This is a genomic window from Acidimicrobiales bacterium, from assembly GCA_035533095.1.
Taxonomy (GTDB): Bacteria; Actinomycetota; Acidimicrobiia; order Acidimicrobiales; family Palsa-688; genus DATLUM01.
Genome location: DATLUM010000103.1, coordinates 31131 through 54119, shown reverse-complemented (window position 1 = coordinate 54119; position 22989 = coordinate 31131). Strand labels below are relative to the sequence as shown.

Sequence of the window (22989 nt, the reverse complement as noted above, 5' to 3'; positions counted from 1 at the left end):
CGGCACCGCTCCGCACCGCTTCCGGCCCCTGCCCTACCGGAGGACGAGCCCGCCGGCGCCCGGCCCGGACCCCGAGTCCGGCTCGGTCAGCCCGGCACCGGTGAGGACCGGTACGCCCTCCAGGGGCGCGTCGACGGTCACCGTGTCGCCGTCGGCGTAACGCCCCTCCAGCAGCGCGAGCGCCAGCGGGTCGCTGATCTCGCGCTGGATGAGACGCTTGAGCGGACGGGCCCCGTACGCCGGGTCGTATCCGCGCCGGGCCAGCCACTCGCGCGCTGCGGGTGTGACCTCGAGCTGCAACCTCCGTGACGACAACAGGCGCTCGGCCAGACCGCGCAGCTGTATCTCTACGACACCTTCGAGATCCTTCTCGGTCAGCGAGCGGAAGCGCACGATCTCGTCGATGCGGTTCAGGAACTCCGGTTTGAAGGCCAGCGCGAGATCGCCGTGGTGGTTGGAGGTCATGATCACGACGGTGTTGGAGAAGTCGACCGTGCGGCCCTGCCCGTCGGTGAGGCGCCCGTCGTCCAGCACCTGCAGGAGAACATTGAACACGTCAGGGTGCGCCTTCTCGATCTCGTCGAGCAGCACGACGCTGTAGGGCCGCCGGCGGACCGCCTCTGTCAGCTGGCCTCCCTCGTCGTAGCCGACGTAACCGGGAGGAGCTCCGAGCAACCGTGCCACCGAGTGCTTCTCCATGTACTCGGACATATCAATGCGCACCATGGCTCTCTCGTTGTCGAACAGGAACTCCGCGAGCGCTCGAGCCAGCTCGGTCTTGCCGACGCCCGTCGGGCCGAGGAACAAGAAGCTGCCGATCGGCCGGTTGGGGTCACCGAGCCCGCTCCTCGAACGCCGGATCGCGTTCGCGACGGCTACAACCGCCTCGTCCTGGCCCACCACCCGCCCGTGAAGCAGGTCCTCCATTCGCACGAGCTTCGTAACTTCTCCTTCGAGCAACCGGGACACCGGAACGCCGGTCCACTTGGACACGACTTCCGCGACGTCCTCCTCGTCGACCTCCTGCTTGAGCATCTTCTGCTCGCCCTGGAGTGATTTCAGCTTCTCGTCGGCTTCGTCGAGCTGCCGCTGCAACTCCGGTATCTGCCCGTAGCGGATCTCGGCGGCCTTCGCGAGCTCGCCGTCGCGCTCGTAACGGTCCGCCTCGCCGCGCCGCGCCTCCAGTTGCTCCTGGAGGGACCCGATCAGGTCGGCGGACTCCTTCTCGTTGCGCCACCTTGCGGTCAGCGCGTTCGACTGTTCTTTGAGGTCGGCGAGCTCCGCTTCGAGCTTGGCGAGTCGCTCTCGCGAAACCTCGTCCGTCTCCTTCTTCAGAGCGATCTGCTCGATCTCGAGCTGCGCGATCCGCCTATCAACGACGTCGATCTCAGTCGGCTTCGACTCCTTCTCGATACGAAGGCGGCTCGCGGCCTCATCGACGAGATCGATCGCCTTGTCGGGAAGGAACCGCGATGTGATGTAGCGGTTCGAGAGCACGGCTGCAGCGACGAGCGCGGCATCCTGAATGCGAACGCCGTGGTGGACCTCGTAGCGCTCCTTCAGGCCGCGCAGGATCGCGATGGTGTCCTCCACCGTCGGCTCCCCGACGAACACCTGCTGGAACCGGCGCTCCAACGCCGGATCCTTCTCGACGTGCTTGCGGTACTCGTCGAGGGTCGTCGCGCCGATCAGCCGCAGCTCGCCACGCGCGAGCATCGGCTTGATCATGTTGCCGGCGTCCATCGCGCCTTCCGCAGCGCCGGCTCCGACGATGGTATGCAGCTCGTCCACGAACGTGATCACCTCGCCGCCCGCGTCGGCGATCTCCTTCAGGACCGCCTTGAGCCGTTCCTCGAACTCGCCCCGGTACTTGGCGCCGGCGACCATCGAACCAAGGTCGAGCGCAAGGACCCTCTTGCCCTTCAAAGAATCGGGGACGTCGCCGGCGACGATGCGAAGCGCCAATCCTTCGACGATCGCCGTCTTGCCGACGCCGGGCTCACCGATGAGGACCGGATTGTTCTTGGTGCGCCGCGAGAGCACCTGGATGACCCGGCGGATCTCTTCGTCCCGGCCGATTACGGGGTCGAGCTTGCCGGCACGCGCGTCAGCGGTCAGGTCACGCCCGTACTTCTCGAGTGCCTGGTACTGCTCCTCAGGGTCCTGGCTCGTCACACGGTGACTGCCCCGCACTTCACGCAGCGCACCCAGCAGCTGCTCGCGGTTCGCGCCGACCAGCCCGGACAGCGCCAGCAACAGGTGCTCCACCGACAGGTACTCGTCGTTGAGCGACTGCCGTTCCTCGTCGGCGCGATTGAAAGCGTCCAGCGCGCCGCGGCCGAGTTGCGGCTCGCTTCCCGGCGCGCCGCCGAAGTTGCGCGGCAGCTTCGACAGTAGGTCCTGCATCCGGTTGCGCACGCTCAACGGCGCCACGCCGACGCGCTCGAGCACGGGCAGGGTGATCGTCCCGTCCTGGCCGAGCATGGCCGCCAGCAGATGCTCCGGTGTGATCTCCGGGTTGTTGCGTGCGCCGGCGTCCGAGGCGGCGGCGCGCAGGACTTCTTGGGTCTTTGCAGTCCATCGATTGGGGTCGAGTGCCACCGGGGCTCTCCTATCTACAGCTTCGGATTCGGGAAAAAGACGCTGCCGTCGCGCCGGCAGCCTGCGTTGTCAACGCCCGGGCACCCATCGCTCGGGCGAGTTCTTGACCGGCACCAGGTCCCGCCGGTACTGGCGGTGGATCTGCGCCGCCTGCGCGGCCGCTTGGCGCTTCGCCTCCGCCAGCTCAGCGCGCAGGCGCGCCACCTCGGCTTCGAGTTCCATCACCCGCCGCACACCTTCGAGGTTCAGGCCCGCGTTGGTCAGATCCTGGATGCGGCGCAGCCTCTCCAGGTCGCGCTCGCTGTATCGCCGGCTACCCCCGACTGTGCGGGCAGGGTCGAGCAGACCCTTCCGCTCGTAGATGCGCAGTGTCTGTGGGTGAACCCCTGTCAGCTCGGCGGCCACGGATATCACGTAAACGGCTCTCGTCAGGTGGCCCTCTGGTTCTCTCACGGTTCACCCCAGAGGTGGTCTCTCAACGAGTCGCCCTTCATGAGATCGCCGAGGGCCTGCACGGCTTCGTGCTCCGCGTCGCTCAGCGAGGTCGGTACCGCCACCTCTACGGTGACCAGAAGGTCGCCGGCACCGGACGCGGCAGGCACGCCACGGCCTCTGACGCGCAAGACCCGCCCGGATTTCGTTCCCGCGGGTACCTTCAGAGTGACCGGCCGGTCCAACGTGGGCACCGAGAGCGTGGTGCCGAGAGCCGCCTCCGGGAAGGTAACGGGCGCCGTCAAGGTCAGGTCCTTGCCCCGCCGGCCGAACACCGGGTGACGCCCAACGTGCACGACCACGTAGAGGTTGCCAGCGGGACCCCCGCCTCGTCCTGCCCCGCCGCGGCCCTTCACCCGGATCCGCTGCCCGTCCTCCACTCCGGCCGGGATGCGGACCTTGACGTCGCGCGCGGCGTACTCCACGCCGGCACCGCGGCAGGTGGGGCACGGAGTGTCGATGCGCGTACCCGTTCCCGCGCACGCCTGGCACGGCTGGCTGAACGAGAAGAGCCCCTGATTGTCGCTCACCACGCCTCTTCCGCCACATACCGCGCAGGTGGTCGGGGCGGTTCCCGGCGCGGCTCCACTTCCGCCGCAGGTGTGGCAGGCCACCTCCGACGTCACGTTGACGGTCGTGGTGATCCCGTTCACCGCATCCATAAACGACAGGTGCAGCGTGGCCTCCAGGTCCTGCCCTCGCTGCGGGCCGAACGCGCCGGAGCCCCCTCCCCCGGCGCGACCGCTTCTCGTGCGGCCACCGCGGCCGAAGATGTTGCCGAGCAGATCTCCTAGATCGTCGACTCGGAATCCGCCCGTGAATCCGCCTGCACCGCCGGGTCCGGGCGCGCCACCGAACATGTTGCCTGCCGGCCCGAGCCTGCGGACCTCGTCGTACTCCTTGCGTTTCGCCTCGTCGCCGAGCACGTCGTACGCGGCGGAGATCTCCTTGAACCTGTCCTCCGAACCGGGGTTGGCGTCCGGGTGGTACTGCTTCGCGAGCTTCCTGTAAGCGCGCCCTATCTCCTTGGCAGTGGCGGTGTCGGCCACGCCAAGCACCTTGTAGTAGTCCTTCTCGAACCACTCGCGCTGGGGCGCCATCTACGGATCAACCTCTTACTTTCACCATCGCCGGCCGCAGCACGCGGCCCTTCCACCGGTAACCGGCTCGAAGCACTTCGACGACGACCTGCTCGCCGTTACCGTCTCCGGGTTCGTGCACGACAGCGTCGTGCAAGGTTGGGTCGAAGGGCGCACCCTCGCCGGCTATGCGCTCGAGCCCTTCTTTCTCCAGGGCACCCATGAGGCTGCCCGTGATCTGCTTGACGTCCTCGCCGCCGCCGTGTGCCAGCGCCAGGTCGGCGGTGTCGAGCACCGGCAGCAACTTGTCCACCAACGACGCGGCTGCACGCTCGAGATGCTCGGTCTGCTGCTTCATCATGCGCTTCTTGTAGTTCTCGAAGTCAGCCTGCAGACGTATCAGCGCATCCCGGTACTCGTCCCGCTCCGCCTCCGCTCGACGTAGCGGGTCGGCTTCCTCTACAGGCGTACCGGGCTCCATCGGCGAGGCTTCCGTGCCAAGCGTTTCGCTCGAAGGGTCGGCAGCCGGCTCGGAGGTCGATTCGGCCGGTCGCTGCCCGCCTCCAGGCGGGCCGCCGGCAGGAGCGCCTCCGAGATCGGTTGGCGGCCTCCGATCGAAGTCGCCATCAGCACTCACGAGCCCTGGCCCTCGTCGACGATCTCGGCGTCGACAACCTCGTCGTCGTTGGCGCCGGCGGTCGACGAACCCGCGCCGGCGGCTCCGTCGGTTCCGGTCGCGGCGGTCGAAGCGGCGGCGTGCTCGTAAAGCTGCTTGCCGAGCTCCTGCACGCCGACGGCGAGTTTCTCGGTGGCGGACTTGATGGCCTCGGTGTCACTCCCGTTGAGCGCTTCTTTCAACGACGCGAGATCCGCCTCGACAGTCGTCTTCTGCTCTCCGCTAAACGACTCGGCCTGGTCCTTGAGCATCTTCTCGGTCTGGTACACGAGACTGTCGGCCTGGTTGCGGACCTCCGCCTCTTCACGCCGGCGGCGATCGTCGGCCGCGTGCGATTCGGCGTCGCGGACCATCCGGTCGATGTCGTCCTTGTTCAAAGACGACTGGCCGGTGATGGTCATCGACTGCTCCTTGCCGGTCGCCCGGTCCTTGGCGGACACGTGGACGATGCCGTTGGCGTCGATGTCGAAGGTCACCTCGATCTGCGGGACGCCGCGGGGCGCCGGCGGCAGGTCGACGAGTTGGAACTTGCCGAGCGTCTTGTTGTACATCGCCATCTCGCGCTCGCCTTGGAGCACGTGGATCTCCACGGAAGGCTGCCCGTCCTCCGCTGTGGTGAAGACCTCTGAGCGCTTGGTCGGGATGGTGGTGTTGCGCTCGATCAGCTTGGTCATGACGCCGCCCTTGGTCTCGATGCCGAGCGACAGCGGGGTGACGTCGAGCAGCAGGACGTCCTTGATCTCGCCCTTGAGGACTCCGGCCTGGATCGCTGCGCCCACAGCAACGACCTCGTCCGGGTTCACACCCTTGTGCGGCTCCTTGCCGGTCATCTGCTGGACGAGCTCCTGGATGGCGGGCATACGCGTCGAGCCACCGACCAGCACGACGTGGTCGATCTTTTCCTTGGTCAACCCCGCGTCGGAGATCGCCTGCTCGAACGGACCGCGGCACGCGTCGACCAGGTCCGCGGTGAGCTCCTGGAGCTTGGCGCGGGTCAGCTTGACATCCAGGTGCTTCGGGCCGGTGTCGGTCGCCGTGATGAACGGCTGGTTGATCGTGGTTTCGAGCACCTGCGACAATTCGATCTTCGCTGTCTCGGCAGCCTCCTTGAGGCGCTGCAGCGCGAGCTTGTCCCCGCTCAGGTCGACGCCCTCGGTGTCTTTGAACGTCTTGACGAGCCAGTCGATGACCCGCTGGTCCCAGTCGTCGCCGCCGAGGTGGGTGTTGCCGCTCGTCGACTTCACCTGGAAGATGCCCTCGGAGATCTCGAGCACGGACACGTCGAACGTGCCGCCACCCAGGTCGAACACGAGGACCGTCTGCTCCTCCTCCTTGTCGAGGCCGTAGGCAAGCGCTGCGGCCGTCGGCTCGTTGATGATCCGCAGGACCTCGAGGCCGGCGATCTGGCCCGCCTCCTTGGTCGCCGTGCGTTGCGCGTCGTCGAAGTATGCAGGCACGGTGATGACCGCCTGGCTGACGGTGTCGCCGAGGTAGCTCTCGGCATCCCTCTTCAGCTTCATCAGGATGCGCGCGGAAATCTCCTGCGCGCTGTACTTCTTGCCGCCGATGTCGACGCTCCAGGAGTTCTCACCCATGTGGCGCTTCACCGAGCGGATGGTGCGGTCCGGGTTGGTGATCGCCTGGCGCTTGGCGACCTCGCCGACGAGCACCTCGTCGGACTTCGAGAAGCCGACCACCGAGGGGGTGGTGCGGGCGCCTTCCGCATTCGGGATGACAGTCGGCTCGCCCGCTTCGAGAACGCTGACGACCGAATTGGTGGTGCCGAGGTCGATGCCGACGGCCTTGGGCATGGGGGTTGCCTCCGTGTCAAATCGTTTGGGTCGACCCTCAGGTTACCAGACTTGAGTGTAAGACGCTCAAGAAATCTTCCATATCGACCTTTGACCTGCCCGGCTACGCTTGGCGAGGTGGGAACCCTCGCCCTTGTGCGCCACGGCCAGAGCCAGTGGAACCTCGAGAACCGCTTCACCGGCTGGTGGGACATCGGGCTCTCCAACCTCGGGAAAGACGAGGCCGCCTCCGCCGGGGCTCTGCTCGCCGAAGCGGGCCTGCTCGTCGATGAGGCCCACACGTCGGTGCTTACCCGTGCCATCAAGTCCCTGCACCTGGCGCTGGAGGAGATGGGCCGGCTCTGGGTTCCGGTGCACAACCACTGGCGGCTCAACGAGCGCCACTACGGCGCTCTCACCGGCCTGGACAAGGCAGAGACCAACACGCGCTACGGCGAGGAGCAGTTCATGGCTTGGCGGCGCGGCTACGCGACCCCTCCGCCGCCCATGCCCGCCGGCCACGAGTTCGACGTGCGGTCGGACCCCCGCTACGCCCCCTACCCCCCCGACATCGTCCCGGCGACCGAATGCCTGGCGGACGTGGTGGTGCGGATGCTGCCGTACTGGCACGACGCGATCGCACCGGCACTGCGTGCCGGTGCCACCGTCCTCGTGGTCGCCCACGGCAACAGTCTCCGCGCTCTGATCAAGCATCTCGAGTCGATCTCCGACGACGACATCACCGAGCTCGAGATACCGACCGGCGTGCCGATCGTCTACGAGCTCGACGCCGAGTTTTCGGTCGTGTCGAAGCGCGAGTTGGGCGACCCGGCGGCGATAGCCGCCGCCGCTGCGGCCGTTCGGGCCCAGGGCGACCGGTAGGACCGGGTTGCCCGCGCCAGCCGAGTTGAAGGCGGCGCGCTCCGCGCTGGTGGGCGACTGCTCGCTGTCGGGCAGCGAATGGTGCGAGCGGTACGCGCGAACTTGGGACGAGTGGCTGGGGTCGCTGTTGGCGGAGGCCGCCGGCGGCGACCTGACCGGTTTGGCGCTGCTGGCGGTCGGCGGGTACGGGCGCCGGTCGCTGGCCCCCGGAAGCGACGTGGACCTGGTGCTCGTCCACAACGGCAAGCGAAAGATCGGCCCGATCGCCGACGCCCTGTGGTACCCGATCTGGGACACCGGTGTCTCGTTGGATCACAGCGTGAGGACGGCCAAGGAAGTCCGGTCGGCGATGGACTCCGACATCAAGGTGGCGCTCGGACTTCTCGACGGACGGCTGGTGGCCGGAGACGACAAGCTCGCGTCGGAGGTGCTCGCCAGAGCGGTGGATATGTGGTCGACCCGGGCCGCTCGTTGGTTGCGGGATGTCGACGGGGCGGTCCGGTCAAGGCATCAGCGATTCGGCGATCTCGCGTTCTTGTTGGAGCCAGACCTCAAAGATGCGCGTGGCGGGCTTCGTGACGTCTCGCAGCTGCGCACCCTCTCGAAGGTCGTGCCGGTCCTGTCGGGCGTGATGGAGGACTCTGACCTGTCCGCCGCCGGCGAGGTACTGACAGCGGCGCGGGTAGAGCTTCACCGGCTCACCGGCCGTCCCGCGAACGTCCTCACGTTGCAGGACCAGGACGCGGTCGCGTCGGCGCTTGCCTACACCGACGCCGACGCGTTGATGGCCGCCGCGGCCGAGGCGGGCCGCGCCATCGCATGGGCCAGCGACGACGGTTGGCGGCGCGTCGAGTCCTGGCTCGCCGGACCCAGCGGTCGCGGAGGCGGGGGAGACCGTCCGCTCGAAACAGGCATCGTGATGCGCGACGGCGAGATCGCGCTGGCCGCCGGCGCTGAGGTCGGAGGCGATCCGTCCCTGGCATTGCGCGTCGCCGCAGTGTCCGCGGAGCTGGATGCCCCCATCGCCCCCTCCACGCTCGACCGCATCGGCTCGAAGGCTGCGGTTCCCGCCGGCGTGTGGCCGCCGGAAGTCCTCCATGCCTTGCTGCGCCTTCTCGGAGCCGGCCGGCCCGCTGTTGCTGCGATCGAAGCCCTCGACCAGCGCGGTCTGTGGGTGCGCTACCTGCCCGAGTGGGAACCGGTCAGGAACCGCCCGCAGCGCAACGCGTACCACCGCTTCACCGTCGACCGGCACCTGGTCGAAACGGCCGCCGGCGCCGCGGCGTTGCAGGTCCGGGTGTCGCGACCCGATCTGTTGCTGCTCGGCGCGCTGTTGCACGACATCGGCAAGGGCCGCGGCGGCGACCACACCGAGATGGGCATAGAAGTGGTGCAGTCGCTCGGACCGCGCCTGGGTCTGCTGCCCGCGGACGTGGACGTCCTGGTAGCGGTGGTGCGGTACCACCTGTTGCTGCCCGACGTTGCGACCAGGCGGGACCTGGACGACCCTGCCACGACCGAGGCTGTCGCGTCCGCCGTCGGCGATCGACTCGTACTGGAGCTCCTATCTGCTCTGACGGAAGCGGACAGCATCGCGACCGGCCCGTCGGCGTGGGGGTCCTGGAAGGCGGGATTGGTGGCCCGGCTCGTGGAGCGCACAGCCGCTGTCCTCGAAGGCCGCCCGCCGCCCGACCCCCGCGGTGCTGACATCGGGGCGGAGGAGCGAGCGCTTCTGGCGACCCGGACACTGCAGTTGGTGGCCGACGGAGGCCGCTTGAGCATCGCAGCACCCGACCGGGCGGGACTGCTCGCCACGGTCGCCGGCGTCCTCACCCTCGCGGGGTTGGCCGTACGCTCCGCCACGACGATGTCGGACCCTGCCACGTCGATGGCGCTGCTCCGCTTCGACGTAGTCCCGGCATTCGACCGTCTCCCCGATTGGGACCGCCTGAGGCACGATCTCGACGCCGGACTCGACGGTCGTCTGTCGGTCGGCGCTCTGCTCGAGGAAAGAGAGGCCCACTACTCCAGGAACCGCAGGCAGACCGCGGCCCAGGCACCAGAGGTCGCCGTCCTCATCGACAATGACGCCTCCGCGGAGTCCTCCGTCGTAGAGGTCCGCGCCCCGGACCGGGGCCCGGTCCTCTACAGAGTCACCAGCGCTCTGACCGCGTGCGGTCTCACGATCTCGTGCGCGCTGGTGAGCACGCTGGGGGCCGAGGCCGTCGACGTCTTCTACGTGCAGACTGTGGGAGGAAAGAAACTGACGGACCCCGGCGATCAAGCGCGGATCGTGGACGAGGTGCGCGGGGCGCTCTGAGCGTCGCCGTCAATCGCTGAGGCTCGAATGCTTCCTCCAGAGCCACATGGAGATGGCGAACCAACCGAACGCGATCACACCCCACGCGGCCGCGTAGGCGGTCTTGCCGTTGGTAGCGAAGATGATCACGATCCCCACTGCGACCAGGGACAGCAGCAGGAACGCCCGCCATATCCACACCGAACGGATCGAGCGGGAATCCTCGAGCTGCCATCCATCCTTCGGCACAGCCGCGATCCTAGGCATCGAAGGGTGGCGCCGCCTGCCGGCGGCGCCACCCTTCTGGGGATTAGATCGCGTCTGCACCGGTCTCGCCGGTCCGGATGCGGGTCAGGGCGTCGACGGGGGTGACCCAGACCTTGCCGTCCCCGATCTTCTCGGTCCTGGCGGCCTTGGTTATCGACTCGACGACGTCCATGACGGACGACTCTCCGACGACGACCTCGACCTTGATCTTGGGGGTGAACGCCACCTGGTACTCGGCGCCCCGGTAGACCTCGGTGTGGCCCTTCTGGCGTCCGAAACCCTGGACCTCTGTGACGGTCATGCCCGTCACGCCGGCGGCCTCCAGCGCCTCCTTGACGCTGTCGAGCTTGAAGGGCTTGATCACCGCTGTTACGAGCATCATCGGGGGTCACCTGCCAGGTCGGGGGTGGTCGGAATCGGTGGTACGGATCGCCCGGATCCTGCTGGGACTGTGCCGAGGGAGGCGCCGACCAGCTGGCCGACCCGGGTATATCCCTCGTCCGCCGGATAGGCCTCCTCGTCGTGGACGGCGAGATCGCCGATCTCGAGCTCCTCGTCGGACATCCGCAGGCCGCGGAAGACAACCTTGAGGATCAGGAGGATGATGGCGGTGACGATGGCGTCGTAGACGATGATGGTGAGCGCGGCGAGGAGCTGGATCCACACCTGCTTCGGGTTCCCGTAGAGCGCCCCTGCGAACGAGACCGGCGTGAGACTCTTCGTCGAAGAGCCGCTGCTGGCGTAGAGGATCACCGCAGGATCGGCGAAGACACCCACGAGGAGCCCGCCGCACAGGCCGGCCAAGCCGTGGGTGAAGACGACCCCCATGGCGTCGTCCACGTAACGCATTGTGATCGGCTGGATGTAGGTCCAGGCGAACCACACGATGCTGGAGGCGATGATGCCTGTGAACAGCGCACCCGCTCCGTTGACGTAACCGGCGGCCGGCGTGATCGCGACCAGCCCGACGATCATCCCGTTCACCGAACCGAGGAACGTCGGCTTCTTCGCCTTGCCGAGAACCATGTCCCAGACCACCCATGCGAGAAGCGCTGCAGCGGTGGCCAGATTGGTGTTCACCACGGCGGTCGCGGCGTCGGCACTGGCGAAGTAGGGGTCGCCTCCGTTGAAGCCATTCCAGCCGAGCCACAGGATGCCGGCCCCTATCGAGATGAGCGGCAGGTTGTGCGGCACGAACCTCGCCCGGTCCCTCGCCAGCCGCGGCCCGATGAGCCAGGCGGCGACGAACCCGCTTGTGCCTGCCGCAAGGTGGATGACGTAACCACCCGAGTAGTCGAGTGCACCCTCGTGGCCCCAGTAACCACCGCCCCAGATCAGCATGGCGTTGACGGTGTAGACGAAGGTGCACCACAGCGGCACGAACAGCAGCCACACCTTGAATTTGATCCGTCCGAGCACGCTGCCGAGGAACAGCAGCGGCGTGATCGCCGCGAACACGAACTGGAAGTAGAAGAGCGCCGTCGTCGAGAACTTGAGAGGCACCGTTGCCCCGCCGTTCGCCGTCAGGGACGCCTGCGAGATCTGGGAGCTGCCCCGAAGCGCCGTCTCGGGGTGGCCGACCATGTTGTTCAAGAAGTTGGAGAGGAAGTTGCCGCCGTAGTGGTAGTTCCACGTGTTGGCCGTGCCTCCTCCGATGGGCGATCCGAACCCCATCTTGTAGCCCCAGAGAACCCATACGATGAGCACTCCGGAAAAGCCGGTGAACGCCATCATCATCGTGTTGACGACCCACTTCTTCGGCACCAGGCCGGCGTAGAGCACGGCCAAGGCGGGGATGCTCATCAAGCCGACGAACGTCGCAGCGGTCAGCTGCCACGCAGTGTCGCCGCTGTCGAGCCAGCTGAGGTCGGAGCAGGCGTTGGAGTTGCCTACTACTGCGTTCTGTCCGCAGCTGGCCGCGTGCACGATTGTTGTTGCGAGCAGAGACAAGGGATGGGCCCTCCTGAGCCGGAAGTGTTTGCAGGAGGGTAGGGAGCGACTGTTTCCGCCCTTCGACCGCTTTGTTGCGCCAGCGTTAAATGAAACCGGACAATTTCCACCGGGGCCCAAGCCCGGTAAGTACAGTTCCGGCCATGGCCGCTGACCGCAAGCTGGAGCACCTCGCCAACGTCCGTATGTTCTCCTCCCTCAACCGGAAGGAGCTGTCGCTGGTGGCGAGGGCCGTCGACGTTGTCACCGTGGATGCGGGCTCCGAGATCGTGACCGAGGGCAGTACCGGTCACGAGTTCTTCCTGATCCTCGATGGCGAGGCCGTGGTGAAGCGGGGCGGACGCAAGATCGCCACGCTGGGCCCCGGCAACTACTTCGGGGAGCTGGCTCTTCTGGATCGCGGGCCGCGGTCAGCCACCATCGTCGCCGGCAGCGATCTGAAGCTCGCCGTGCTGGGGCAGCGGGAGTTCATGGGCCTGCTCGACCAGGTGCCGGCGCTATCGCACAAGTTGCTTGTGAGCATGGCAACCCGTCTTCGAGAAGCGGACACCAAAGCCGTCTCGCACTAGCGCCGGCGGCCCACCAGGACCCGGGCCGCTCCGACGAGCAAACCCACGCCTGCAAACACCCCCGCGGCCGCGTATCCCACCGTGGACGATCGTCCCTGCCTGACGCCCGCCGCAGTCCATAGGAGGTCCGGATGACCCGGGACGGCGACTGCCGGCAGCCTCGCGCCGGCGTCGACCAGCTTGCGGTTCCCCCCGAGCGGCGCCGTGAACGTGCGGCCGTCGACGGTGTAGGAGGCCCGGCAGTTCCAATACTCGATGCCCATGCCGACTCCCGAGCTGACGGCCGTGCATCCCGTTACCCTGGCCTCCACCGGCACACCCCTGCCGCGAAGCAGCGCCAGGCGCGAGTCCTGTCCGGCCGCCGAGACGGCCAGGTAGATGGCGAGCCCCAGCAGTGCGGCCACGAGCAGCCACACGAGGACGCCGGCCAACCGCCGGGTGTTGACCGGGATGCCCCCACCCGCGCGGATGTACGCCGCGCCGGCAACCGGAGGATCAGCGTCGACGGACATGCCGGGATCCTACGGGCGAGCCGGCCTGGTCAGCCCGAGCCACCTTCGCCAAGGGGACACAGAAACAGCCGCGCCGACGATTAGCGGTCTCGAGCCTCGTCCGCTTCCCGGCCATTCTGAGCGTCGCTAGAGGACAGGGAAGGCGTTGCACTTCCGATCTGGAGACTCAACCCTGTCCACTTGAGGACCCAAGACCCACTCGAGGTCCCAAGACGGCCCGCCGTCGGAGCGGCAGGCCCTCAGCAAGCGCCGGCCCTCTACTCCTCGACCGGGGAGGGATGCTGCGCCACAGCCGAGGCCGATGCCGGCGCCAGCGACTGCTCCAGCACCTGCGCCACGTCGAGCACCTTGACCGACTCGGGCGCGCTGCCCTCCGCTTGGCGGCTCTTGGTGGCGTCGTCGAGCATGATCAGGCAGTACGGGCATGCCGTGGAGATCACGTCGGCGCCGGTGGCGAGCGCCTCGTCCGTGCGGTTGACGTTGATCCGCGAGCCGATCTTCTCCTCCATCCACATGCGCGCGCCGCCGGCGCCGCAGCAGAAGCCGGTCCGCTTGTGGCGGTGCATCTCCGTCACGGCTACACCGGGCACCTGCCCGAGCACGCCACGGGGCTCGTCGTAGACCTCGTTGTGCCGGCCGAGGTAGCAGGGGTCGTGATAGGTGACCTTCGCCTCCACGGGAGTCTCCGGCTTCAACTGGCCCTCCGACAGCAGCTTCTCGAGCAACTGGGTGTGGTGCACCACCTCGAAGTCGCCGCCGAGCGCCGGGTATTCCCGGGCGATCGAGTTGAAGCAATGCGGGCAGGACGCGACCACCTTGCGGACCCCCGCCGACTTCAGGGTCTCGATGTTGGCCTGCGCCTGCATCTGGTACAGGTACTCGTTGCCGAGCCGGCGGGCCGGGTCGCCCGTGCAGGACTCCTTCGGCCCGAGCACGGCAAACGACACACCCGCCCTGTGCAGCAGCTTCGCGATGCTCTGCGTGGTGCGCCTGGCCCGCTCGTCAAGGGCACCGGCGCAACCTACCCAGAAGAGGTACTCCACCTCGTCTGGAATGGTCCCGGTTACCACGGGGATCTCGAAGTCGAGTCCCTCGGTCCAGGTAAGACGCTGCGACTGACCGAGACCCCAGGGGTCCCCCTGGTTCTCGATGTTGCGCAGCATGAGCCCAGCCTCGCTCGGGAAGCGCGACTCCATGAGCACCTCGTAGCGGCGCATGTCGACGATGGTGTCGACATGCTCGATGTCCACGGGGCACTGCTCGACGCAGGCGCCACAGGTCGTGCACGACCAGAGCACGTCGTCGGCGATGACGTTCGGGACGAGCATCTTGGCGGCGACACCGTCCTCGGGTACACCGTTGCCCGAAAGCAGCTCGCCCGACGAGGCGAACATGTGCTCGCGCAGGTCCATGATGAGGAGCTTCGGCGAGAGGGGCTTGTCGGTGGCCCACGCCGGGCACTGGTCCTGACAACGACCACACTCGGTGCAGCTGATCAGGTCCAGGCGCTGCTTCCAGCTGAGGTCCATGATCTGGCCGGCGCCGAACGACGCGTCCTCGGCCATGTTCTCCGGGTCGAGGTCCAGGGTGCTCCCGAGCGGCCCCAGGGCCTTGGGGCGACGGGAGAAGAGGACGTTCGGCTCGGAGACGAAGATGTGCATGTGCTTCGAGTTCAAGACGAACACGAAGAATCCCCAAAGCACGAGGATCTGCCCGAGGATGAACGCGGTCTCGATGTTGAGGTTCGTCTGGTAGCTGAACCCTGAGAAGGCGCCTCCGATGAGCCGTGAACCGAAGGCCCACCAGCTCTTGTCGTAGGGGAAGTCGTGGGTGTTGACCTGTGCACCCCGGTACAGGAAGAGCGTGGCGATCACCATGAAGATCATGAACAGCGTGAACCACGCCGCCTTCGTGTGCGACCCGTAAAAACGGCTCTTGCGGTCCTTGCGCGCAGGGTTCTGCTTGATCCGGATGACGCTGAAGGTGATGATCGCCAGCAGCACGGCGGTGGCGATGAGGTCCTCGACAAAACCGAGCGCGTGGCTCGTGCCGAAGCCGGGGATGGCGAACTTCTTGTCGAACAGGTCGCCGTATGCCTCGATGATGGTGAAGAACAGGATGATGAATCCCCAGAACGTGAAGAAGTGGGCCAGTCCGGGGATGCTCCTGCGCAGCAGCTTGCGCTGCGCGAACACGTCGAGGATCTCCGCTTTGAGTTGAGCTCCCACGTCCTTCATCCGCCCGGGCGCCGGCTTGCCGTTGGAGATCAACCGGAAGAGGAACCAGGATCGCTGCAGGACCAGGAGGAGCCCCAGTCCGCTTATTACGAGTCCGATGACGATTCTTACGGTCACGTGGTTCCTCCTCCGCCGCCCGGGCTCCGCGATACCGGTGACGCCCGCTGTCAGGCGGCGAACAGCGACGGGTCACCATAGCCGTTGCCCACCTGGACTTCCCAGCTAGAGAAGTTCGCTCAGCCCCGTGACGGGGTTCCCAGTCCTCCCGAGTGCCGGTCCAAAAACGAGTACACGTCTGTGAGATCCACCCCCGGATGCGCCGAGAACACCACGGTGTCGGTGGGCAGGCCGGACACGAAGTGGCTGTGGTCCCGAGCGGACGGCCAGGCGACTCCCTCCCAGCGCCGGACTGCGTCCGCCGGAGGCCGCCGGCAGCACGAAGGGTCCGGGCAGCCCGATACCGCGCGGCGGGTCGTCTCGCTCCCCCTGAACCAGTGCGCCTCGTCCGCAACGGTGCCGATCGTGACGGCGTCGCCGCGCTCGCGCTCCACACCGATGTGTGTCGCACACCAGAACTCGCCCGAGACGGTTTCTGTGTACTGGTAGTGCAGCGCATAGGAGTCCTCGGACTCGAAGGCCTGCCGGCTCGACCACCAACGGCACAGCCGCTGACCCTCGATGGTGCCGTCGACGTCGGAGGGCAGGAGAACGCCGTCGTTTTCGTAGGCCTTCCACAGGAGGCCCTCCGGGTCGGATCGCTGGAAGTGGACAGGGATCCCGAAGTGCCGGGTGATCAGGTTGGTCAGCCTGTGCGCCGCCATCTCGTAAGAGATGTAGAACATCTCGTTGAGGTCCTCGACGGAGATGTCCTCCCTCGCCTTGGCCTCCGCGAGCACCCGCACGACGGCACGTTCGGGCGCCAGAAGAGCGCCGGCGAAGTAGTTGGCCTCGACACGCTGGCGGACGTAGGACTCGAAATCAGTCGGGTCGCGATGTCCCAGTGCGAACCGTCCCAGGGTCTGGGCGATCACGGAACGAGCGGAGCGCATTCCCCCGGTCAAGTTGCGCTGCGGGACGTAGATGACCCGGTGCCGCAGGTCGCTGATCGACCTCGTGGACGGCGGTAGGTCCTGGACCCTCGAGATGGCGAAGCCGAAGTAAGCGGCTAGATCCGTCAGGTTGCGCTCGGACACGGCGCCAGAGCCGCCGTACCCGACTGCCAACAGCGCGTCGCCGGCGACTCTTTCGATCTCCTCGAAGTAGTTGTCCCTCTTGCGCATCTCGTCGCGCATCGCAGCGTTCGCGGCGCGGGCTCCCGGCGAGTCCTCGTCGAAGCGGCCGCCGTCCGCCTGGCCACCGCTCGCGCCGGAACCCGCTGCCGACAGCTCCCGCACCCGCTCGAACAACCCGACCAGGTGCTGGAGCGCCGCGTCGTCGAGCCGCGCGCTCGGCTTCAGGTACGGCAGGCGCAACGCCTTGTACCGCGGATCGTCCTGCATGTGCGCCAGGGCGACCTCGAGCTCGGCCCGGCGGTTGGGCGCGCCCGACGCCAGCAGATCGCTCGGCCGGCAACCGAGCGCACCGGCCAGCTGGCTGACCGTCGAGAGCCGTGGCTCCCGGTGACCGTTCTCGAGCTGGGACAGGTAGGAGGCCGGCCGGCCGACCGCCTCCCCGAGCGCCTCTAGGGTGAGCCCGGCCTGGCGGCGGAAGTGCCGCAGGCGGTGCCCGAAGACCAGCGGATCCAGCGTTTCCGAGCCCATAACTTTGATAAGTTTCTCACTTCTTCACAGTTAGTGCAAGCCCTGGCGATATTCGATTCGACAAGACGGCCGGTTTTTTACATAATCAGGTTGTGCCCCGCGAAATCAGCTTCACGCCCCACCCGCAGGCGGACCGGGTCCTCACGGCCGAGGCCATCGATTTCGTCGCTGAGCTGCACGAACGGTTCGATTCCCGCCGGCGGGAGCTCCTCGCCGCCCGGGTCGAGCGGCAGGCCCGCTTCGACGCCGGCGAGCGGCCCGATTTCCTTCCCGAGACCGAGTCGGTCCGCCTCGGCGGCTGGACCGTCCCCGAGGCGCCCAAGGCCCTCGCCGACCGGCGGGTCGAGATCACCGGCCCGGTTGAGCGCAAGATGATGATCAACGCCCTCAACTCGGGCGCCAAGGTCTTCATGGCCGACTTCGAGGACGCCAACTCGCCCACCTGGGACAACTGCATCGAGGGCCAGGCCAACCTGCAGGACGCCGTGCGCGGGACGATCGAGCTCACCACCCCGGACAAGAGCTACCGCCTCAACGACGAAACAGCCACCCTCGTCGTGCGCCCCCGCGGCTGGCACCTCCAGGAGAAGCACTTCACCGTCAACGGCCAGAGCGTCTCCGCGAGCCTCTTCGACTTCGGGCTGTACGTGTTCCACAACGGTCGCGAGAGCCTCTCGCGCGGCTTCGGTCCCTACTACTACCTCCCGAAGCTCGAAGGTCATCTCGAAGCCCGCCTCTGGAACGACGTGATGTTGGCCGCCGAGGACCTCCTCGGTCTGGATCGCGGTTCGATCCGGGCGACCGTGCTTATCGAGACCATCACCGCCGCGTTCGAGATGGACGAGATCCTCTGCGAGCTCAAAGACCACATCTGCGGCCTCAACGCCGGCCGATGGGACTACATCTTCAGCGTCGCCAAGCGCTTCCACCTCGACCCCGCGTTCGTGCTGCCGGACCGCTCGCAGGTGACGATGACGACCCCCTTCATGCGCGCGTACACCGAGCTGCTGGTGAAGACGTGCCACCGTCGCGGGGCGCACGCCATCGGCGGCATGGCGGCTTTCATCCCCAATCGCCGCAAGCCCGAGGTGACCGAAGCCGCGCTGGCGAAAGTCACCGAGGACAAGCGGCGCGAGGCCGGCGACGGCTTCGACGGGACCTGGGTCGCGCACCCCGATCTGGTCGAGACGGCGATGGCCGAGTTCGACGCCGTGCTCGGCGACCGGCCGAACCAGCTCGATCGACAGCGTCCCGAGGTGGCCGTCGGCCCGGGACGGCTGCTCACCGTGGACCGTTCCCGCGAAAGCATCACCATGGCCGGACTGCACACCAACATCTCCGTGGGCATGCGCTACCTGGTGTCCTGGCTGTCGGGCACCGGTGCCGCGGCAATCGACGACCTCATGGAGGACGCTGCGACGGCCGAGATCAGCCGGGCGCAGGTCTGGCAGTGGGTGCACCACCGCGTGACCCTCGCCGGACCCGAGCGCACCTTGGTGACAGCGGAGCTCGTCCGCTCGATGCTCGACGACACGGAAAAGGAGTTGGCCGACGGTGGGTACGACCCCGAGGTCGTCAAGAACGCCCGCTCCGTCTTCGAGCAGGTGTCCCTCGCCGACGACTTCCCCACCTTCCTCACCCTGCCCGCGTACGAGTTACTCCCTTAGAACCTCGAGATCCCGAAAGGACCATCGAACGTCATGACCACCCCCTTCGACAGCGCAGTCAACGAGCTCGAGCGCCAATGGGCGTCCGACCCCCGTTGGAAGGGAGTAGAGCGCCCCTACAGCGCGGCAGACGTCGTGCGCCTGCGCGGCTCGGTGCAGATCGAGTACAGCCTGGCGCGCCAGGGTGCGGAGAGGCTCTGGTCGCTCCTCCGCGACGAGGACTACATCAACGCGCTCGGCGCCATGACCGGGGGCCAAGCCGTCGAGATGGTGAAGGCGGGCCTCAAGGCGATCTACCTGTCGGGCTGGCAAGTCGCCGCTGACGCCAACCTCTCGGAGCAGGTCTACCCCGACCAGAGCCTGTACGCGGTCAACAGCGTCCCGACGGTCGTCCGCCGGATCAACAACGCTCTGCGCCGCGCCGATCAGATCGAGTGGGCGGAAGCCGGTGGGAAGCCCGGCTCCGAGCAGCGGCACTGGCTGGTGCCGATCGTCGCCGACGCCGAGGCCGGCTTCGGCGGCGCGCTCAACGTCTTCGAGCTGATGAAGTCGATGATCGAGGCGGGCGCCGCCGGCGTCCACTGGGAGGACCAGCTGTCCTCGGAGAAGAAGTGCGGCCACATGGGCGGCAAGGTCCTCGTCCCGACCGCGCAGCACATCCGCACCCTCGCTTCCGCCCGGTTGGCATCCGACGTCTGCGGGGTTCCGACGTTGATCGTCGCCCGCACCGACTCGCTGGGCGCGACCCTGCTCACGAGCGACGTGGACGAGCGCGACCAGGAGTTCTGCACTGGCGAGCGCTCGCCGGAGGGCTTCTACTACGTACGGGCCGGGATGGACATCGCGGTCGCCCGCGGCCTCGCCTACGCACCGTACGCCGACCTGATCTGGTGCGAGACGTCGACTCCGGACCTCGACGAGGCACGCACCTTCGCCGAGCGCATCAAGGCCGAGTACCCGGACAAGATGCTGGCGTACAACTGCTCTCCGTCGTTCAACTGGAGGAAGCACCTCGACGACCAGACCATTGCCCGCTTCCAGAAGGAGCTCGGCGCGATGGGTTACGCGTTCCAGTTCGTAACGCTTGCCGGTTGGCACGCCCTCAACGAGTCGACCTTCGAGCTTGCACACGGCTACGCCCGGCGCGGCATGAGCGCCTACGTCGAGCTCCAGCAGCGCGAGTTCGCCTTGGAGGATGAGGGCTACACCGCCACCCGCCACCAGCGCGAGGTGGGCGCCGGCTACTTCGACGACGTCATGACCACCCTGAGCGGTGGCAAGTCCTCCACGCTGGCCCTCGCCGGGTCGACCGAAGAAGCGCAGTTCGAAGCGCACTGACGCTGCGGGCGGGCCGGGCCGTGGCGCCGGCCGGGCATGCCCTGTGCGCTAGCGTGCCCAGACTTCTCCGGGGAGGTACATCCGTGAACAAGACGCCGTTGTGGGCAGCACTGGCCGCGGCTGGCGCACTGACTCTCGCGTCGTGCGGCAATGGCGGCTCGTCCGGTTCCACGCCGGCGCCGGGCCACGGCTCGCCTCAAGCTGCGGTCATGGGGCTCATCCGAGGGCTCGCCGCCCACGACACCAACGCCGCGTGCGGGTACTTCGTGCCCGCAGAGCAGTCGCTGTGCCGCGGCACCCAACTGCCCTCCACGACTGGTTCGGTCACGATCGGCCACACAGCCGTGAGCGGTGACAAGGCTCTTGTCGTGGTGATGTCCCCGAAGTACTGCATCCAGAACCAGTGCCTCAGCAACACCAACCCGTCCAAAGGCCTGCCAACCGGCTCGACCACCTTCGACGCCGCCTACTCTGCCACCCAGAACAATCAGAGCGACCCGACCACTCCTTGCCAGCGCGTCAACGGCAAGTGGTACGTGGCCGGCTAGCCCGCCATGTCAGACCTGTTGGCAGGATTCGAGCGCGAAGAGTTCACCGCCGGATCCATCAGCCACGACATCTACCGTTCGGGAACCGGCCCCGCCGTGATCGTCATCTCGGAGATCCCGGGTATGACGCCGAACGTCATCGGGTTCGCGGAGCGCGTGCGCGACCTCGGCTGCACCGCCGTCCTCCCGCACCTGTTCGGCGTGCCCGGCCAACCGCCTTCGACGGCCTACGTCTTCGAGACCATCGCCAGGCTGTGCGTGTCGAAGGAGTTCGCCGGCATGGCACTGGGGCGCGCCGGCCCAGTCATGTCGTGGCTGCGCGCGCTCGCCCGCGCCGAGCACGAGCGCTGCGGCGGCCCGGGCGTCGGTGTGGTTGGCATGTGCTACACGGGCGGTTTCGGCCTCGCGATGGCGGTCGACGATTCGGTCGTCGCCCCGGTGCTCAGCCAGCCGTCCCTACCGTTCGCCGTCACCAGATCGCGGCGGTCGGACATCCAGGTTTCACCGGCGGAATGGCAGACCATTCAAGCGCGAGCGGATCTCTGTGTCATCGGTCTGAGGTTCACGGGCGACCGCGCCGTCCCACCGGAGAGGTTCAAGCTCCTTCGCGAGAAACTCGGTGATCGCTTCATCGCCGTCGAGCTCGACTCGTCGAAGGGGAACCCGTACGGGCATCCGGCCAACGCCCATTCGGTTCTCACCGAGCATTTGGACGACCGGCCGGGCACGCCGACGCGCGAGGCCCTCGACAAGGTGCTCGGCTTCTTGAGGGAACGTCTGCTACAGGCCGCCTAGAGAGGTTCCGTCTCTAGGCCGCGGCGAGAACTCCGCGCCCGACGGGCAGGGCGGAGCAGAGCACCACCGACTCGTAGAGTGAGCCGTCCACGTGGCTGCGGTACACGTCGACCGTGCCCGTCGCGCTGTGATGGATGACCGACCAAGGCGACGCGAGGCCTTCTCGCACACACTCGACGGCACGGTCGCTCGCCGGCGCGCACACCCAGCACGCACCTGCACGACCGCTGATGGACATGACGAGATATTGCCCACCCGTTCCGTGACCGACCGCCACCTCGGTGCCGTCCGCGAGCGGGATCAACTCCCGAAGTTGAAGCTGCGGCGGGACCTTCTCCATATCATTGGACTCGGCACCGGGCGTTCAGAACTTGAGGCTCTGCAGCCCCCAAGAGGCTTGAAAACTCTGGCCTTCCTCCAACCTGAGCAGTCCGTCCCGGTTGCGAAGCATGTCCGGCGCGCAGGTCATCGGCTCCACCGCCAAACCGCGCCGGCGCCTGCTCTCGTCACCGAGAGTGTCGCCTGTGTACACCATCAGATGGGTGAACGCGCCGTCCATCCACATCCGCACGACCTCGCCGCCCGACCCACTGCGGAACTCGACGATCGCCCGCCCATTGCCACCGCGCGTCAACCCTGTGAACGCGACGTCCAAGCGGGCCTCGCCGATGGTCCGGCCGTCACGAAAGTCCATGGCCGTGCCCTCCACCGGACCCACCGACGCGGGAAGCCCGCGGTCGTCGCTGCTGTACACCGAACTGGCCGGAAGCTGCAGGACCACGTCGTCGACTACACCCCCGAAGGCCGCCAGGTAGGGGTGCCAACCCAGGCCGAACGGGCAAGCTCCGGCGCCCCCCTCGTTGGTCACGGAGATCACGGTCTCCAACCCCTCGGCGTCGAGCGAATACGAGACGGACAACCGCAGCGGCCACGGCCATCCCGGCTGCGGGAGCAGATGGCAACCCATCCTCAATCCAGACTCGGACCGGTCCTCGAGCGCCCAGGGCAACCACCTGACGAGGCCATGGATGGCGTTCGAGCGCTCCGGTTCGTTCAGGGCGAGCTGGCACCAGCGGCCCTCCCAGGAGAACCGGCCGTCTCCCACGCGGTTCGGCCAGGGGGCGAGGATCTGGCCCCTGCCACCGTCGCACATCTCGCCGGCGCCGTAACCGTCGATCACGTCGGTGCCGCCCCGGCGGTACGACCTGATACCCCCGCCGACCTCCACCACCAGCAGGTCCTGGTCCTCGTGCACCAGGCGGTGCTGCTCACCCGAGGGAACGAAACCGGCCACCGGGCCCATCCTCACACGCCCGAGCCGGCTTCGAAAAAATGCCCCCGGGCGCGACGAAGGGCCTGGAGGGGGGGACCAGGCCCTTCGGATAGCCGCTCACGGTCCGGTGGGGGGGTACCGGCCGGAGCGTTGACTCCAGTATCGGCCATCGAGACCTATCAGGCAAACAGTTTTACGAGATGCCGAGCATCTGCAGGACCGATGGGCCCGGCGGCCCCCGACCCATCGGCCGC

The 22989-nt window shown here is 67.4% G+C and carries 20 protein-coding genes; 7 read left to right on the top strand and 13 right to left on the bottom strand.

Annotated elements, in window-relative coordinates; translation table 11 throughout:
- Positions 1–33: 33 nt before the first annotated feature.
- From clpB to dnaK, 5 genes are all read right to left on the bottom strand, one after another.
- Positions 34–2601, bottom strand: coding sequence for an ATP-dependent chaperone ClpB (gene clpB, locus VNF71_13070; protein HVA75483.1), 2568 nt, complete (start codon positions 2599–2601; stop codon positions 34–36).
- A gap of 69 nt (positions 2602–2670) precedes the next feature.
- Positions 2671–3054 carry a helix-turn-helix transcriptional regulator gene (locus VNF71_13065; protein ID HVA75482.1) on the bottom strand — a complete coding sequence of 128 codons (384 nt, stop codon included), beginning with the start codon at positions 3052–3054 and terminating at the stop codon, positions 2671–2673.
- Complete coding sequence (dnaJ, locus tag VNF71_13060) at positions 3051–4193, bottom strand: molecular chaperone DnaJ (protein ID HVA75481.1); 1143 nt, start codon at positions 4191–4193, stop codon at positions 3051–3053. The genes VNF71_13065 and dnaJ overlap by 4 nt, the downstream gene beginning before the upstream one ends.
- Before the next feature lie 7 nt (positions 4194–4200).
- Positions 4201–4653 (bottom strand): nucleotide exchange factor GrpE, encoded by a 453-nt coding sequence (locus VNF71_13055; GenBank protein HVA75480.1) that lies wholly within the window; start codon positions 4651–4653, stop codon positions 4201–4203.
- Positions 4654–4805: 152 nt separating this feature from the next.
- Entirely contained in the window at positions 4806–6659 is a 1854-nt protein-coding gene (gene dnaK / locus VNF71_13050; protein HVA75479.1) for a molecular chaperone DnaK, read from the bottom strand.
- Between the two features lie 117 nt (positions 6660–6776).
- Here dnaK and gpmA point away from each other — a divergent pair, with 117 nt between their 5' ends.
- On the top strand, positions 6777–7520 hold the full coding sequence (gpmA, locus tag VNF71_13045; GenBank protein HVA75478.1) for a 2,3-diphosphoglycerate-dependent phosphoglycerate mutase: 744 nt from the start codon (positions 6777–6779) through the stop codon (positions 7518–7520).
- Positions 7521–7527: 7 nt separating this feature from the next.
- Entirely contained in the window at positions 7528–9840 is a 2313-nt protein-coding gene (locus VNF71_13040; protein ID HVA75477.1) for a [protein-PII] uridylyltransferase, read from the top strand.
- 9 nt (positions 9841–9849) lie between these two features.
- On the opposite strand, the gene VNF71_13035 is transcribed toward VNF71_13040, so the two are convergent.
- The 3 genes from VNF71_13035 to VNF71_13025 all read right to left on the bottom strand — a co-directional run bounded on the left by VNF71_13035 (position 9850) and on the right by VNF71_13025 (position 12012).
- Positions 9850–10068: a hypothetical protein gene (locus tag VNF71_13035; protein ID HVA75476.1), complete on the bottom strand. Its 219-nt coding sequence runs from the start codon at positions 10066–10068 to the stop codon at positions 9850–9852.
- Between the two features lie 61 nt (positions 10069–10129).
- Positions 10130–10468: a P-II family nitrogen regulator gene (locus tag VNF71_13030; protein HVA75475.1), complete on the bottom strand. Its 339-nt coding sequence runs from the start codon at positions 10466–10468 to the stop codon at positions 10130–10132.
- Positions 10465–12012, bottom strand: a complete 1548-nt coding sequence (locus VNF71_13025) for an ammonium transporter (protein ID HVA75474.1) — start codon at positions 12010–12012, stop codon at positions 10465–10467. The genes VNF71_13030 and VNF71_13025 overlap by 4 nt, the downstream gene beginning before the upstream one ends.
- A gap of 167 nt (positions 12013–12179) precedes the next feature.
- Here VNF71_13025 and VNF71_13020 point away from each other — a divergent pair, with 167 nt between their 5' ends.
- Positions 12180–12605, top strand: a complete 426-nt coding sequence (locus VNF71_13020; protein ID HVA75473.1) for a cyclic nucleotide-binding domain-containing protein — start codon at positions 12180–12182, stop codon at positions 12603–12605.
- Here VNF71_13020 and VNF71_13015 read toward each other — a convergent pair.
- From VNF71_13015 to VNF71_13005, 3 genes are all read right to left on the bottom strand, one after another.
- A complete protein-coding gene (locus VNF71_13015) occupies positions 12602–13117 on the bottom strand; it encodes a hypothetical protein (protein HVA75472.1) in 516 nt (171 codons plus the stop codon). The genes VNF71_13020 and VNF71_13015 overlap by 4 nt on opposite strands.
- A gap of 257 nt (positions 13118–13374) precedes the next feature.
- Positions 13375–15471 carry a (Fe-S)-binding protein gene (locus tag VNF71_13010; GenBank protein HVA75471.1) on the bottom strand — a complete coding sequence of 699 codons (2097 nt, stop codon included), beginning with the start codon at positions 15469–15471 and terminating at the stop codon, positions 13375–13377.
- A 119-nt stretch (positions 15472–15590) separates the two neighbouring features.
- A complete protein-coding gene (locus tag VNF71_13005; GenBank protein ID HVA75470.1) occupies positions 15591–17114 on the bottom strand; it encodes a helix-turn-helix domain-containing protein in 1524 nt (507 codons plus the stop codon).
- Positions 17115–17206: 92 nt separating this feature from the next.
- On the opposite strand from VNF71_13005, the gene aceB reads away from it, so the two are divergent.
- The 4 genes from aceB to VNF71_12985 all read left to right on the top strand — a co-directional run bounded on the left by aceB (position 17207) and on the right by VNF71_12985 (position 21462).
- The gene (aceB, locus tag VNF71_13000; GenBank protein HVA75469.1) at positions 17207–18781 is read left to right on the top strand and encodes a malate synthase A; all 1575 of its coding nucleotides are present in this window, start codon (positions 17207–17209) and stop codon (positions 18779–18781) included.
- Between the two features lie 33 nt (positions 18782–18814).
- On the top strand, positions 18815–20119 hold the full coding sequence (gene aceA / locus VNF71_12995; GenBank protein ID HVA75468.1) for an isocitrate lyase: 1305 nt from the start codon (positions 18815–18817) through the stop codon (positions 20117–20119).
- 83 nt (positions 20120–20202) lie between these two features.
- Positions 20203–20667, top strand: coding sequence for a hypothetical protein (locus VNF71_12990; protein HVA75467.1), 465 nt, complete (start codon positions 20203–20205; stop codon positions 20665–20667).
- A gap of 6 nt (positions 20668–20673) precedes the next feature.
- Entirely contained in the window at positions 20674–21462 is a 789-nt protein-coding gene (locus tag VNF71_12985) for a dienelactone hydrolase family protein (GenBank protein ID HVA75466.1), read from the top strand.
- A gap of 13 nt (positions 21463–21475) precedes the next feature.
- Here VNF71_12985 and VNF71_12980 read toward each other — a convergent pair whose 3' ends face one another.
- Both VNF71_12980 and VNF71_12975 read right to left on the bottom strand, forming a co-directional pair.
- Entirely contained in the window at positions 21476–21802 is a 327-nt protein-coding gene (locus VNF71_12980) for a hypothetical protein (protein HVA75465.1), read from the bottom strand.
- Positions 21803–21826: 24 nt separating this feature from the next.
- A complete protein-coding gene (locus VNF71_12975) occupies positions 21827–22756 on the bottom strand; it encodes an aldose 1-epimerase family protein (protein ID HVA75464.1) in 930 nt (309 codons plus the stop codon).
- Positions 22757–22989: the final 233 nt, after the last annotated feature.

What these genes read in the sequence shown, in the direction of transcription:
- aceA (HVA75468.1), top strand. Translation starts at nt 18,815, where the DNA reads ATGACCACCCCCTTCGACAGCGCAGTCAACGAGCTCGAGCGCCAATGG.
- VNF71_13005 (HVA75470.1), bottom strand. Translation starts at nt 17,114, where the DNA reads ATGGGCTCGGAAACGCTGGATCCGCTGGTCTTCGGGCACCGCCTGCGG.
- VNF71_12985 (HVA75466.1), top strand. Translation starts at nt 20,674, where the DNA reads ATGTCAGACCTGTTGGCAGGATTCGAGCGCGAAGAGTTCACCGCCGGA.
- VNF71_13055 (HVA75480.1), bottom strand. Translation starts at nt 4,653, where the DNA reads ATGGAGCCCGGTACGCCTGTAGAGGAAGCCGACCCGCTACGTCGAGCG.
- VNF71_13015 (HVA75472.1), bottom strand. Translation starts at nt 13,117, where the DNA reads ATGTCCGTCGACGCTGATCCTCCGGTTGCCGGCGCGGCGTACATCCGC.
- VNF71_12980 (HVA75465.1), bottom strand. Translation starts at nt 21,802, where the DNA reads ATGGAGAAGGTCCCGCCGCAGCTTCAACTTCGGGAGTTGATCCCGCTC.
- dnaJ (HVA75481.1), bottom strand. Translation starts at nt 4,193, where the DNA reads ATGGCGCCCCAGCGCGAGTGGTTCGAGAAGGACTACTACAAGGTGCTT.
- VNF71_13020 (HVA75473.1), top strand. Translation starts at nt 12,180, where the DNA reads ATGGCCGCTGACCGCAAGCTGGAGCACCTCGCCAACGTCCGTATGTTC.
- dnaK (HVA75479.1), bottom strand. Translation starts at nt 6,659, where the DNA reads ATGCCCAAGGCCGTCGGCATCGACCTCGGCACCACCAATTCGGTCGTC.
- VNF71_13030 (HVA75475.1), bottom strand. Translation starts at nt 10,468, where the DNA reads ATGATGCTCGTAACAGCGGTGATCAAGCCCTTCAAGCTCGACAGCGTC.